This is a genomic window from Kribbella sp. NPDC056861 (assembly GCF_040687575.1).
In the GTDB taxonomy this organism is placed as follows: domain Bacteria; phylum Actinomycetota; class Actinomycetes; order Propionibacteriales; family Kribbellaceae; genus Kribbella.
Genome location: NZ_JBFBNQ010000004.1, coordinates 306972 through 319652 on the forward strand (window position 1 = coordinate 306972; position 12681 = coordinate 319652).

Annotated in this window: 11 protein-coding genes; 10 read left to right on the forward strand and 1 reads right to left on the reverse strand. The window is 66.8% G+C overall.

The window, feature by feature from the left end; translation table 11 throughout:
* Window positions 1-166: 166 nt before the first annotated feature.
* The 10 genes from AB0P21_RS20940 (at window position 167) to AB0P21_RS20985 (ending at window position 11354) form a co-directional block, all read left to right on the forward strand.
* Window positions 167-364: a hypothetical protein gene (locus AB0P21_RS20940; protein ID WP_363698781.1), complete on the forward strand. Its 198-nt coding sequence runs from the start codon at window positions 167-169 to the stop codon at window positions 362-364.
* A gap of 107 nt (window positions 365-471) precedes the next feature.
* Window positions 472-1002 carry a hypothetical protein gene (locus tag AB0P21_RS20945; RefSeq protein ID WP_363698782.1) on the forward strand — a complete coding sequence of 177 codons (531 nt, stop codon included), beginning with the start codon at window positions 472-474 and terminating at the stop codon, window positions 1000-1002.
* A gap of 81 nt (window positions 1003-1083) precedes the next feature.
* The gene (locus AB0P21_RS20950) at window positions 1084-1353 is read left to right on the forward strand and encodes a hypothetical protein (protein ID WP_363698783.1); all 270 of its coding nucleotides are present in this window, start codon (window positions 1084-1086) and stop codon (window positions 1351-1353) included.
* Window positions 1354-1694: 341 nt separating this feature from the next.
* The gene (locus AB0P21_RS20955) at window positions 1695-2723 is read left to right on the forward strand and encodes a LuxR C-terminal-related transcriptional regulator (RefSeq protein ID WP_363698784.1); all 1029 of its coding nucleotides are present in this window, start codon (window positions 1695-1697) and stop codon (window positions 2721-2723) included.
* Window positions 2724-2893: 170 nt separating this feature from the next.
* Window positions 2894-4024, forward strand: coding sequence for a tetratricopeptide repeat protein (locus tag AB0P21_RS20960; RefSeq protein WP_363698785.1), 1131 nt, complete (start codon window positions 2894-2896; stop codon window positions 4022-4024).
* Window positions 4025-4302: 278 nt separating this feature from the next.
* Window positions 4303-5709, forward strand: a complete 1407-nt coding sequence (locus AB0P21_RS20965; protein WP_363698786.1) for a hypothetical protein — start codon at window positions 4303-4305, stop codon at window positions 5707-5709.
* Complete coding sequence (locus AB0P21_RS20970; protein ID WP_363698787.1) at window positions 5706-7199, forward strand: hypothetical protein; 1494 nt, start codon at window positions 5706-5708, stop codon at window positions 7197-7199. The genes AB0P21_RS20965 and AB0P21_RS20970 overlap by 4 nt, the downstream gene beginning before the upstream one ends.
* Window positions 7196-8335: a CHAT domain-containing protein gene (locus AB0P21_RS20975; RefSeq protein WP_363698788.1), complete on the forward strand. Its 1140-nt coding sequence runs from the start codon at window positions 7196-7198 to the stop codon at window positions 8333-8335. The genes AB0P21_RS20970 and AB0P21_RS20975 overlap by 4 nt, the downstream gene beginning before the upstream one ends.
* A complete protein-coding gene (locus AB0P21_RS20980; RefSeq protein ID WP_363698789.1) occupies window positions 8328-10310 on the forward strand; it encodes a hypothetical protein in 1983 nt (660 codons plus the stop codon). Before AB0P21_RS20975 ends, AB0P21_RS20980 begins: the two co-directional genes overlap by 8 nt.
* Window positions 10311-10451: 141 nt before the next feature.
* Entirely contained in the window at window positions 10452-11354 is a 903-nt protein-coding gene (locus tag AB0P21_RS20985) for a hypothetical protein (RefSeq protein WP_363698790.1), read from the forward strand.
* Here the strand turns inward: AB0P21_RS20985 and AB0P21_RS20990 are convergent.
* Window positions 11333-12280, reverse strand: coding sequence for a hypothetical protein (locus AB0P21_RS20990; RefSeq protein ID WP_363698791.1), 948 nt, complete (start codon window positions 12278-12280; stop codon window positions 11333-11335). The genes AB0P21_RS20985 and AB0P21_RS20990 overlap by 22 nt on opposite strands.
* Window positions 12281-12681: the final 401 nt, after the last annotated feature.

Here is a 12681-nt window from a genome sequence, read left to right on the forward strand (position 1 = left end):
AACCAGGCTCAGGGTCGTCAGTCTTGTCCGTCAGTGGGTGGGCAGAGACGACGGGCGCTTCAGGGTGGAGATTTGGAGGGGGAGTTCAAGCGATGCTCCGGTGGGAGCGTCAGCTGATGAACACCAATCGAACCGCCGATACCAACATCATTTCTAGGGAAGTCGCATGTCCAATACGGAACGCTACGCAAAAGCAATCAAGAGCTGTGAAGAGCAACTCCAAAAGCTTCACGCCCAACTGGAGGAAGCCAATGCGATGCCCGTTGGCGTCGCAAGGGAATACGTCATCAATAATCTGCGATCAGAAATATCCACCGTTGAAGATGAGCGCGAGACGTTTCAGTGGGCGCTCAGTCAAGAGTAGTTAGCTTGAAATTGTGGATTGAGTCATTTTCAGTGTGCATTAGATACATGTAGTTCGGCCGTTTTGTGAGTCAAATGCCATGGCAAGGTCGTTGGGGAGGGCGTGGTATGGGGATATTTGGATCGAACGAGGAGTTGAATCTATCGGAGCCTGGGGTTCTGGTCATACCGACCCTGGTCTCGGATTGCGTGCCCGATGTTTGCTCCGAGTTCATTTCGTGGGCAACAGGCGGAATTGATGAGCGGGCAGCGCAGCAAGTTGTTGCTGCAGTGGAGAAACTCAAAGGTTCCAATGGATGGCTTCCGCTCGATTCTCTGAGGGAAATCGGGATCATGGATTTCAAGAATGGTCCGCTGACGTTCCTGAAGGGGATGACGGTCGGGGACTATCCACTGATGGGCGTCTGGGCGTCATATGGAACACGCGGGAAGGATCAGCGGCAAATCCGGACCACGGTTGAGCGCCTGCTCCGCACGCAGGGGCACGCCGCCGCCGCAACTTGGGCCTTGATCGCGCGCCCGAACGCAAGACTGGATTTGGACTTCCTTGGGAGTCAGTTGCGTGAGTCATGGCACAGCAACGTTAGCTATGTTCGCAACAAGGATTTCGTGAAATCTTTCACGAAATGGAAGATTTGATGCTCCAATGAGGCGTAGCCAAATATATGTGTCGGCTCTTTCTCGACCTCGGTGGTCAACTGATCGAAAGGATGCAAGTCAATGGACGAGCGGGAACGCGCTGGGATCGTAAGGAAAGCGTATCGCGTATCGAATCTCTCGAAAAATGATATGCATGAACTGAAAATTATCGTGCGGACGGGACTGCAGCCGTTTTCGAACGATCTGAAGAATATTATGGCTCGCGCCGCAAGCGACGATGATGCAGCGTTGCTCAAGGCTGCATTGCAGGGTGAGTCGAGCATGTCGCCCAATGAAAGATTTCGGCTCAATGAGGCGATTACGAAGCGGGGTAAGAGGGTCCCGGGCTAAAGGTGCTATTCGAGTCCGGCGATCGCGTCCCTCTGAAGTCGTTGTTCGCCCTATTTCGGACTCTGCGCCCGGTGCGGGTTGTCGTCTACCAGGACCGCCGAGAGCAGGCAGATCACGCACACACCTGCTCGTCGGCGGATGGAAGAGGTGATGGTTGCGTCAGGCGGAGACTGGCTTGAAGGTCATGGGTCGTCGTGAGGATCCGCCGCTGTTCCGTCCGAAAGAGGTGGGCCTCAGCTAGTGACGATGCGGCATCGATGCCAGTAGGTTGGCTGCTCTCTGTAACGGTGCGGTGGGTTGTGGCGATGTGACTGAGGGGAGTGGCCTCGGCCGGGGTTGAGATGACTGAGTTCGACGGGGGAAGTCGCATGCATCCGCGGGTGCTCGAGGTGGGCGCGGAGACGGCGGCGATCTTGTCCGAGGCGCATCGGAAGATCGGTGTGTTGCCGGGTGGGGATCATTACCGCCGGTACGACCTGGTGCGGAATGTGATGGCGGGGATCACCAGTGTCGACGCGTTTTATGTAGGTTTGTTTCAAGGGGCTACCCGGATTCGGTTGCCTTATTGTTATGACGGGGACAAGTACGACCTGCCGGAGACGCATACGTTCGCGCCCAACGGGCCGACTGCCTGGGTATTTCGGGAGCAGCGGACTTATCGCTACCGGATGGACGGTGGCAAGGTGGTTCGGGCCGGGCTTTCGTTCGGGGATCCGCGCAAGTTGTCCGCCGATGTGGTCACCGTGCCGTTGTTCCGGTTGCCGGAGGCGCGGCGGGAGATCTTCGGGGTGGTCTCGATGCACTCCTACCAGGCCGGGGTGTACGGCGACGAGGAGGTTGCCGCGTTCGAGTGGCTGGCTGAGGTGCTGGCCCGGGCGTTGAACCGGGACTGGGAGGACGACCGGATCGTCAGCCTGCTGCCGGGGGCCGAGGGGGCCGGGGCGGTGGTGCCGCTGACGGCTGAGAATGTGGTGGATTACGTGGTGGAGCGGCTGGATCGGCTCCGGGGGCAGCTCGCGGAGACCGGCGAGAAGCTGACCGCGGGAGAGCTCGGTACGGCGGCTGCCGCGGGTGCGCTCGACGAGCTCGGGCACGAGTGCGGGAGCTTCCAGGCCGACCTGACCGAGATGCTGCTGCGGGTCGACGACGAGCCGACCCGGCGCTTCCGGGCGCTGACCGATCGCGAGCAGGCGGTCGCCGTACTGCTCGCAGACGGGCGCAGCAACCCCGAGATCGCCGACCGGCTGACCATCTCCGCCGAAACGGTGAAATCGCATCTGGCGAAGATCCGGGAGAAGTACGCGATGACCGAGCGTTCGCAGCTCGCCGACGACATTTCCCGGCATTTGGGCAGGATGTCGGACAAGTAATCAGAAAACCTATCCGCCGGCACCCGACCGGCCGCGTCAGCATGCCCGGATATTTCGCCACTCACCCGCCAGGTGAGAGTCGCGCTATTCGATTTCACCCGCAGGGGGATAGTGCTGGTGCAGCACTCTGCGTGACGCTCGTTCCGAGGAATTGATTCGGGGGATGAGCTGTGGGATCGACGATCGGAACAGAGTTGGGTACGACGTTCTCAGCGATCGCGCCGCTCGGCCAAACGCAGTACGTGGACCTCTACCAGGTCCTGCAGGTCTCGGCGACGGCCGACATGGAGGCGGTCCGATCCGCCGTCGCCAAGCAGCGGCACCTGTGGGTCAAGCGGCAGACGAGTGCCGACCCAGGTCGCCGGACCGAGGCCGAGGCTCGGGTCCGCGACATCGACCGGGCTGAGCAGGTGCTGCTGGACCTGTCGTCCCGCGCGGCCTTCGACCGGGAGCGCAACGCCCACCGACCGTCCGACGCAGACAACCCCGGCGCCGCGCACTACGCGACCAGGGGAGCTATCGACGCCGAGGCCTGGTTCCTCCGAGCCCACTCGTCGTTCCTGCTCGGCAACGTCAGCGATGCCGGCCACGAGTTCACCGAGGCGATCCGGTTGCGTCCCGACTCTGCGCTCTACCACTACGGCTTCGCGGAGGCCCTTGCCGCGCAGGAGAAGTGGAGGGAGGCACTGGTCGAGTACGAGCACGCACTGCGGCTCGACCCGGGCAACCCGGAGTACCGGACGTCGATCGCGGTCGCCTGCCTGCAGGACGAGAAGGCAGACCGCGCGGTCGAGCTCATGGAGGCGCTGATCACCGAGTTTCCGGAGACCGAGGTGTACGAGTACTACCTCGGGATCGCGCTGCACGACAACGCGCTCGACGCGCTCGGCCAGATCAAGCCGTTCGCCTACACCGGCCGGATGGCCGATTCAGGCGGCTACTCGGTGGTGTCCGAGGCACAGGCCGACTGGCTCGAACGGCAGGCCGGCCGGATCCAGGCGCTGCGGTGCAAGGACCCCGAGATCCGCCGGACGGCCGAACACCTGATGGAGTTGGCGACCGACGCCCGCAACGTGCGCTGGAACCTGGAGGGCAGTGGCCCCTGGGTCGGCGCGTTCGTGCTGTTCGGCGTACTCCCGTTCCTCGGCGGTCTCAGCGTCAGCGCCGGCGCGGTCATCTTCGGCCTGATCGTCGGCGGCCTGATCGCGGCGCTCTTCACCAGCACCCGGCGCGCGCCGGTCTGGAAGCACAAGCTGACCGCGCTGACCGAGACCGGCCGCCTGCTGTACCCCGGGATCTGACCGGGATGGCAGCGACCGCAGTTCTCAGGCCGGCCCTACCAAGCTCCCCGCGGCCAACCGCGGGTGTGGATGAAGGCAACACCAGGGAGGGAGTCAATCCGTGTGCTGGGTGCCGTTCGGCATGACCTCGACGGACGTTTGATGTTGTAGCAGGGGGGATGGGGAGCAGTACCGAACGACAGAACGAGCGCGGCGTCCAGGTGGGCGTCGCGCTCGTTCCGTTCCTGTCCGTCGGTAAGTCGTAAGAGCCGGCTGTCAGTGAATGGTGGGGGGAGCAGATGAACCAGGACGCCACTGTGCACAGCCTGGTCGAGACCGCGTTGAGCGGAGCCGAGTGGGACGAGCTCTTCCGCCGCGGCTCCGGCAGCCAGCGCAGCGACGTGCTCAAACATGTCGCCGGGCGGATCGTCCGCGGCCGCTGGGATGTGCCGTCGGAGACAGTCCCCGGCTACCGGGAGCGCTTGCCGGCGGAAACGGCGGAAGCCGCGCAGAGGCTGATCGAGCGACTGCTGCCGACCATTCGGGAGGCCGTCCACCTGCAGAAGAAGGTGGTGGCGATGGCGATGGAGTCGGTCCAGGAGTTCGGCCTCAAAGCCACCGCGGCTGAGCTGAGCGAGCCGAGCTGCTCCGCGGTCGGTACTGCGTACGCTCAGGATCCACCCGAACCGTTGGACCCCGGCACGCTGGGCCGGGAGATCGGCATCGCTTGGCGGGATCGGCCTGTCGGTTTGGGCAAGAGGGCGTTTGTGGACAGCTGGCGCGAGTTCTACCAGCAGGAGTGGGCGCAGTACGGAACTCGTTCCCTGGTTGAGTTTCCACCGTCCGCGATCGGACTGGGACGCGACGAGGCGCCGCCCTTCGACGCTCGGGTCAACGAGAACTCGTGGCTGCTCGGCACCGATCGCAGCGTCTGGGGCCGGTACCGGCTGCACTTCCTGACCTCGGCGCGATCCTGCTCGTCGGCTCGCCCGGCATCGGAACGGTTCGCCCACACCGCGGATGCCTGCGCCACTGAGGAGATCAGCCGGACCTGCCGCGGCTACGGCCTGACCGCGCACCGGCATCGTGTTGCCCTGCGCAGCATCTCGGCCGCTCCCGTCGAGGCCGGACCAGCTGCTCTATCCCGGTCGATCAGAGCCTGGAAACTGTGGATGGAGTCGGTCCACCAAGTCTCGGACGACGCGGTTGTGGACGGGGAGTTGGCCGCGGCAGCAGCCGCGAAGATCACCCTCTGGTTCCGCTACTCCAGCCCCGCCCGGGAGCTGGTCAAGAAACACGGCCCGCCGGACCCGTACGTCGATCTGATCTCCCGCGCACTAGTACGCAAGCTCTGGATGGGTCTGCACTGTCTGGAACGAGAGCACCTGCCACCGGCGTCCTCCGACCAGCTCAACCCGTTGCTGTTCGCCGCGCTGGACAAGGCCGTTCCCGAAGCCGTCATGAAGTGGCTCACCGAGGCCTCACCGGAAGCACCGTCGGAAGCCCGGATCAACGCCACCACCCCGCTCCTGCTCAGCAACCCGAGCCTGGTCGATCGGCTGTGGCGGGATCCCACGACTGAGATCCTGGACGAGTACGCCGACCTGGCCCGCGCCCGGTACGGCGTCGCCTGGACCGACCACGTCCTCGACCGGCAAGAACTGAAGGATCTGATCGAGCAGCACCCGAAGTCGGAGGACGAATGAGTACCGAGCCTGACGCCGCCGGCGGTATCGAGGTCCGCACCGAACCGGACGGCAGCATCGTCATCGGACCGGAGCCGGCCGGCGCCGCGGGGCTGGTCTTCATTGCTCTGACCGGGAGTCTGCTGGCTGTCGATCCGATGTCGCCGCATGGTCCCGGACAGCTCCGGATCAGCGATCCGTCCCAGCTGTCGGCGGTCGAGGCCCTCTACGGCACCGAGGTCGCGGCAGCGGTGGCTACCGCGGACGAAGCACCGGTTCGCCTTCCGCTGGTGGAGTCGCCGGATCGCGAGGCGCTGGTACGGCTCGGCGTACTGCGCTGGCTGGCCGACCGTTGCCCGGTCGCGCTGGACCGGCCGCTGCTGATCGTCGAGGAGAACCTGCTGACCACACGGCTCAGCGCGCTGCTCGATAACGAGCACAACCGAACCGACGCGCTGCTCGACTGGGCTCCGACCATCCTGGAGTGGGCGTGGCTGGCCCGGCGTACCGGGTCGGAGTTTCGGCAGGCGGACGCAGTACCGGCGCTTGTGGTGGCGGCGCTTCGCGAGATCGAGGCGCAGTTGCCGCCTGGCGCGGACCGGCTGGAGGACATCCGGCACGAGGCGGAGTTGCTGGAAGCGCAGGCTGCCTTCGAGTTGCCGGCGGTGGATGCGGACGCTGCCTGGGCGGTGATCGGGGAGCTCAGTCCGCAGGGCGCGCCCGTGATGGGCAAGGACGACGCGCTCACGCACCGGGGGTGGGGACCGGTCGACTGGGACCGTACGCCGCCGGCGGCGACCTCACGCACCGAGGATGCCGTCTCCTGGCGGCTTGTCCCGCAAGCCGGTGGGGATCTGCTCACCGTTGTGGTCAAGGCCTTTCCGTCGTCGCCACACGCTGAGCTTCTCGTCGTACCGGATGCTTTGGCGTTGCCGTCGACCGCGTTGCAGGCGACGCTGTACCTGTCGTCCTGGCCGTTGCCGCTCGCTGTCGTGGAGTTGCTGCTGCGGCCCGAGAACGGGGCGTTGATGGGTTCACACCGGCTCGATCCGGTGATCGTGGAGAAGATCAGGAGCTCCGAAGGCTCGGGGTTGTCCGTCGAGGTCCAGGTGCGGGGAGTTCCGCGGCCGCCGCGTACGGGTACTGACGCCAGGCGTGCGGCAGCGGTTCGCTGGGCGACTCGCGGGCTGTGTTCGCTCCGCCTGGCTTCGGTCGCCCCGGCTGGTGTCCGAGATGAATTGACCATCACCGGTTGCGAAGCGCTCGCCTCGGCCGCCCGCCGCTACAGCGAGCTCCCAGATGGCCTTGGGGCAGCCGCCGCCGCGCAGTGCACCGCGTTGATCCCTGCTACCCAAGAAGATCGGCAGTACTGGACCCCTGAAGACGTAGAGGACGAAGTAGACCTCGGACTGGACGGGAGAGATCCGGTCGACGGCAGCGCGCGGGCGACGGTCGCCGAGATCTGGTACGCCGCCGCGGCGCCGCTCGCGCCCCGCCCGGAGGAGCGGTGACCCGCCAGTCGGTGTGGCGCCTGACCCTCGAGCCGATGGGCGTCCACGTCGCCTGGTCGCTGCTGCACACGGACGGCACGGCTCCCGCGACCGCGGTCGGCGGCGGGGTCATGCGGGACACCCACGATGCGGCGGCGTCGGCCTTCGCCATCGCCCCGCAGCGATCGGCAGACGGGCAACTCGACCTGCACAGGAACATCCTGGTGGATCCGATCCAGGAACGGGCGGCGGCGACGCTGCTCGGAGCGAGGCTGCTGCCACCCGCGCTGCGCGACGGCTTGCTCGAGCCTGGTCGGCACCAGGTGCAGATCGCCGCCAGAGGCTGGCTGGCGAACGTGCCCTGGGAGGCGGTGACGGTCGACGACCGGAGCAACACCAGGCTGATCGAGAGCGCGCTGCTGGTTAGTGCGATGTCACCGGGGATCGCGGTGACGAGAGCCAGATCGGCGCCACCGGTCGACTGCTCCCTGCCAGGGCTGGCGATCGTGGATGCAGGTCCCGCGGAGGACAGCGTGACGGGGGAGTCAGCCATCTATCCGGGGAGGCTGCCGCCAGAGCTGGTGGGCGGAGGCGGCCTGACGGCCGGCGAGGTGGTTGCCCCAGGCAAATACTCGATGAGTGCTGCGGCGGCCGGGAAGGCGCTGGCCGGTCAAGCCTGGTCGCGGTTGCTGTACCTCGGCCACGTCACGGCCGGCCGGCCGGAGGAACCGGCTGCGGCGGCGCTGGTGTTCCAGCGTCACGGCATCCGGGATCCGCTCACCGCCGGTATGTGGCTGGCGGATCCTGCTCGCTGGCCGGCCCCGGCGCGGGTCGCGCTGATCGGGTGCGGCAGCGACGATGCCAGGTTCACCGAGGCGAGTGGGTTACCGGTGGCCGCGATCAACGCGGGCGCGCAGCTGGTCACCTGCACCCGGTGGACGTTGCCGTCCGACCGCTTGCAGGCCGCGGGACTGCCCGCCACCCAGTTGGCTCTCGCCGTACATCGTGCTCATCGGTCCGAGAGTCCGATCACGACGCTGCGGGAGTGGCAACTGGGCAGGCTCCAAGCCTGGAAGGCCGATCCGGCTCCGGAGGCGTCACCGTTGTACTGGGCGGCGCTGACCAGCTACCTCGCCTCTGGTGGCGACCGTGGCTGACATGCCGCCGCCGGAGGCCGTGACCCTCAGCTCCTTGGAGGAGTTGCTGGTGCGCTTCGAAGCAGGTCTGATCGGTGGTGAGGACGTGCTGCCAACGATCCGCGGGATGGTCGCGGTGGCGGGCCAGTCCGCCGATCCGGCCCGTTGGCGCGACGCGCTGGCGGACGAACTCCGGAGCTACCTGAGTGACCTGTGGCCCGACGACGACACCGAGCCGCCGCCGATGACGAAGCCGTGCCTGGACGCGGTCTGCGAGTTCGTCCTCGCCATGCCCTGCCCTGAGCTCGCCTGGGTTCTGCTGGTCAGGATGGACCCCGACAGCATCGGACCGGAGCAGGTGATCGCGGACATGTCCGCCCTGCTGGCGTTGGGGGATGGTGTCGACGCGGAGGTCCGGGCAGAGGCGCTGATAGCCAGGGCGGATGCCGAACGCGAGCGAGGCAACGCCTCGGCCGGTATCGAGGACCGGGTCGAGGCCTACAGCCTGACGGAGGATCCGCAGTTACGGATCGGCTGCGCCCTCGACCTGGTGGTCGCGCTGGGCGAGTCCGACGAGGTACTCGGTACTGCGGAGTGGGCCTGGCGGGCCGGCCTGTTGCTGGAGGAACACGAGCCGGACGGGGATCCGGAGCTGTGGTGGGAGGTCATCCTGGCGCTGGCCACGGCAGCTGACCACCTGCACGCGATCGACGGTCCGATCGAGCAGATCCGGCTGCTGATGGACCGGATTCTGTCCAGGCCGAACTGGTGGCCGGACGATGTGAGCGGTACCGATCTCGAGGTACTCGCTGCCAGTGCCGCCAACCAGGACAACGATCTGCCCGGAGCGCTCGACCATCTCGGCAAAGCGCGGCTGTACTGGGACGGCGCCTCCGAGTCGGTCCAGGCCGAGTGGCATCTGACCCGCGGCGAGACCGGAGTACTGGCTGGTGATCTGATCGCGGTCGAATCGGCCGCGCGCAGTGCCGAACCATGGATCAGGCAGGCGGGGGACGAGGAGCAACGGCGACGGTTCGAGACCCTGATCCGCTGGGCGACCGGAGTCACCGGCGACCCGGAGCACGGTCTGGCCGACGATCCCGTGAAAGTCGTCAACGAGATGGTTCTGCGGATGCGGACCGGCGTGATCGATGCCGGTGAGCTCGAGCTGCTCGACCGGACCATCGCGGAGTGCGACCGGGTCACCCAAGGGCATCTGATCGTCGGGATGAACGCCATGCGGGCGATGGTCTTCGGCGGCCTCAAGCGGCTGGACGAGGCGCAGCAGGCGCTGGCCGAAGCGTACGAGGCGTTCCAGTGGTTGCAGGAGGCCAAGCCTGGTGGGTATCCGCAGGCGCTGGTGGCGAACCTGGAGATGTCGGCGGCGCTGGTGGAGTTCGCCTCGGGTCGTCCGGTCGAATCGGTCCAGATCATCGAGGCGAGCTGGCGTGGCAGCCGGGCAGCCGGTTCGTTGGCGGCGACAACAGTTGCGGCTACTGCGGCGGCATTCCTTCTTCTCAAGGTCTTGCGGCGACCGCAGGCCGCTATCGAAGCCGCAGTGGTCGCGGTGACTGCCAGCCAGGAGCTTCGCTTTGCCAGAGTCGACAGTGGGGATCGCCTCGCCTTCGCCGGCATGCATGCCGAGGCGCATCAGTGGGCGATCGAGGCTGCGGAGGAGTTGCAGGATCCCTACCTGATGGCCGAGCTTCTCGAAGTACTGCGGGCGCAGGCGATGCCGCATGTGTCGGCCGGGCGTGAGACGGCCGGCGGTCCACTCGGATCCCTGCTCGGCGCGATGCTCGTCGCCGATGAGTCACGCGACGGCGCATCAGCGAAGGCGCCGGATGCCGCTGGGACGCAGTCGCCAGGAGTGGAGTTGTCGCCGCCGCCACTGATCCTGATGCCGTGGGGAGCGGTGGCGCTGGCCCGCTGGCTGAGCTACCCGCCGGACGTTCACCGGTACTCCGGCCGGCTCGATCTCGGTCCGGTCTGCTGACTGGTCCAGACCTGACAGATAGTTGACAGTTCTCCCGATCTTCTCGGTCCTGCGGGGCCTCGCCAGAACCATGGAACCACCAACCGCTCGGAGGGGGGCGGCGGCCATTGCGGCCATGGTTCGCATGAGGGGGTAGTGGGGATGTCAGCAGTTGATCCTCGGTTGGCCGAGCTGGTCTGGTACGGGACCGCCAAGCTCCGGCGTCGAGCGCACGTGCTGGTCGGGCAGGCGCAGTGCCCGACCCGGGGGGTGCCGTACTCAGGGACCGGAGGCAACGTTCACCAACTGTGCCGGGACGTGGGCTGTCTCGGGATCATGCACGAGGTCTACGCCCGGGCGATCCAGCGGCTGGGGGACCGGCGGGAGGCGATGTCGCCGATCAAGGACCGGCTCGGCTACGCCCGCACGATCGTCTCGTCGCAGGTCGCCGACTACGAACGCGACGGCCGGGTACGACGGGGGTTGCCGGCCAAGCCGACCCGCAACGACGGCATCGCGGCACGGATCAACGGCGCGCTCGACGAACGCGCTGCGGACGATCGCGAGCGGCACTGGCTCCGGATGCTGTTCCGGATGATGCGGGGCTATGCGTGCCGCGACGATCGGCGCAGCGCTGTCTGGCCGGTCGACGTCTGGGCCGGTGAGAAGAGCACGGTCGACGGCGTACTGCGGGTCGTCGGTGCGACCACGACCCGGGCCGAACTGTCCGCCGACATCCACCTGGTGCTGGTCACCGCCGAGCAGGTGGCCGGGCGGAGGTGGGTGGACGACTTCATCCGCCATCCGCTGCTGACGTTCGCAGTACCGCTGACCGAGGACCACCAGCGTGAGCTGGCCGCTCCCACGGTCGACCCGGCTGACGTGGTCGCGGTGGCGGCGCTGCGGACTCGTTTCCGATCGCTGATGCAGGAGGGAGCATCAGCGCAGGAGGCGCTGGACCGATCGGCTGACGAAGTACTGGGCCACCGGGCCGAGTGCGACGTGTGCGAGGTCCTCGACGACCTGCTGGCGCCGGAGGGGGATCAGGACCAGCCGATTCCGTAGGCGAGGCCCTGACGGACGGTCGGCCAGTCTGCGGCGATCGTCCGTCCGGTCCCGAGGTCGAGCAGGTTGTTGGTCGGCACGCCGTCCTCGATCGACAGCGGCGGTACTCCGTCGTACCGCCAGACCTCGTCGACCTTCGTCTCGGGGTCGAAGGTGACACTGGCGTGGAAGGAGCGGGTCCGGCGGACCGCGACCAGGGCGTTGTACGGCCGGATGAACTCGTGCGACGGCATCGTGACGGTCAGGCCGACCCGGTGCGTGTCCAGCGCCTTGAACGTCTGCGGCAGATGGATCGTGAGCTGCCAGCAACTGGGGGAGAACCGGTTCACCTCGACCAGTTCGCAGCCTTCGGTCGGCTCGACGGTGAGGTCGTCGCCGGCCGGCGTACCGGCGCTGTGCGGGACGCTGAACGACTCGCACAGGTACCTGACGTTGTCATGGGTGAACTTGATGTCGCGGATCCCGGTGAAGCTCGGCCGGTCCCCGATCACGGCGTGCGACTCGAGCTTGTCGACGTACCAGCCCTTGGTGGCGAAGGGATTGCGGTCGTCGCTGACCCGCGCGCGTCGCTCCAGCACCTGCGCGACCGCCCGGTTCGCCTCAGCCAGCCGACGGCTCATCGTGCGGGTGCCACGGTCCATCGACAGCCCCAGCCGGGCCAGCCGGTCGGTCAGCAGCGGCGAGGTGTCGTCGACGCCGAGACCGGCCCTGAAGACCCTGGCCAGGTCGGTCGGCAGCACCTGCGCGGCCGAGACCAGCGAGGCCTTGATGACGCTGCGGCTCTCGGCCTCGTCGGGCTCGTTGTCGCCGTAGATCAGTTCCCGCAGCGTCGGGCCGAGCTTGGCGCCGACGGTGGGCGCGTGGATGCCGCGTCCTCGGTGCAGGTCGTCCAATTCGCTGGTCAGGAGATCGACTCTGGAGCTCACAAATCTTCACCTCGGTCCGGTAGCGCGCTGGTCAACGGTGGGGGACCTCCCCGAACCGTATCGCTCCCGGCCGCGAGGCGCTCGTTCTGACCGCCCGCCCCCAGCTCCCGATCGGGATCGGTTCGCCGTGCGACTACGGCGTTCCGAGGGAGGTGAGGACGATGGTTTGGCACTGTTTCAGCTTCAGCTGGTTCGGTTTCCAGTCCTGGGGCACCTGCTGAGACCACTCCCAGCAACCAACCGGCCGGCGGCCCCTCGGGTCCGCCGGCCGGGCCTGCGTTCGCCCCGAATCGCCCTCCCACCTGGGAATACTTCGGGGTCTCATCCCTGGGGTGAGGGTGCCGGGGGTAAAGATCATTCGGCGGGGGATGGGCGGGGAGTGCGGAGAGTGACAAAGTGGG

What these genes read in the sequence shown, in the direction of transcription:
- AB0P21_RS20940 (WP_363698781.1), top strand. Translation starts at nt 167, where the DNA reads ATGTCCAATACGGAACGCTACGCAAAAGCAATCAAGAGCTGTGAAGAG.
- AB0P21_RS20945 (WP_363698782.1), top strand. Translation starts at nt 472, where the DNA reads ATGGGGATATTTGGATCGAACGAGGAGTTGAATCTATCGGAGCCTGGG.
- AB0P21_RS20950 (WP_363698783.1), top strand. Translation starts at nt 1,084, where the DNA reads ATGGACGAGCGGGAACGCGCTGGGATCGTAAGGAAAGCGTATCGCGTA.
- AB0P21_RS20955 (WP_363698784.1), top strand. Translation starts at nt 1,695, where the DNA reads ATGACTGAGTTCGACGGGGGAAGTCGCATGCATCCGCGGGTGCTCGAG.
- AB0P21_RS20965 (WP_363698786.1), top strand. Translation starts at nt 4,303, where the DNA reads ATGAACCAGGACGCCACTGTGCACAGCCTGGTCGAGACCGCGTTGAGC.
- AB0P21_RS20970 (WP_363698787.1), top strand. Translation starts at nt 5,706, where the DNA reads ATGAGTACCGAGCCTGACGCCGCCGGCGGTATCGAGGTCCGCACCGAA.
- AB0P21_RS20985 (WP_363698790.1), top strand. Translation starts at nt 10,452, where the DNA reads ATGTCAGCAGTTGATCCTCGGTTGGCCGAGCTGGTCTGGTACGGGACC.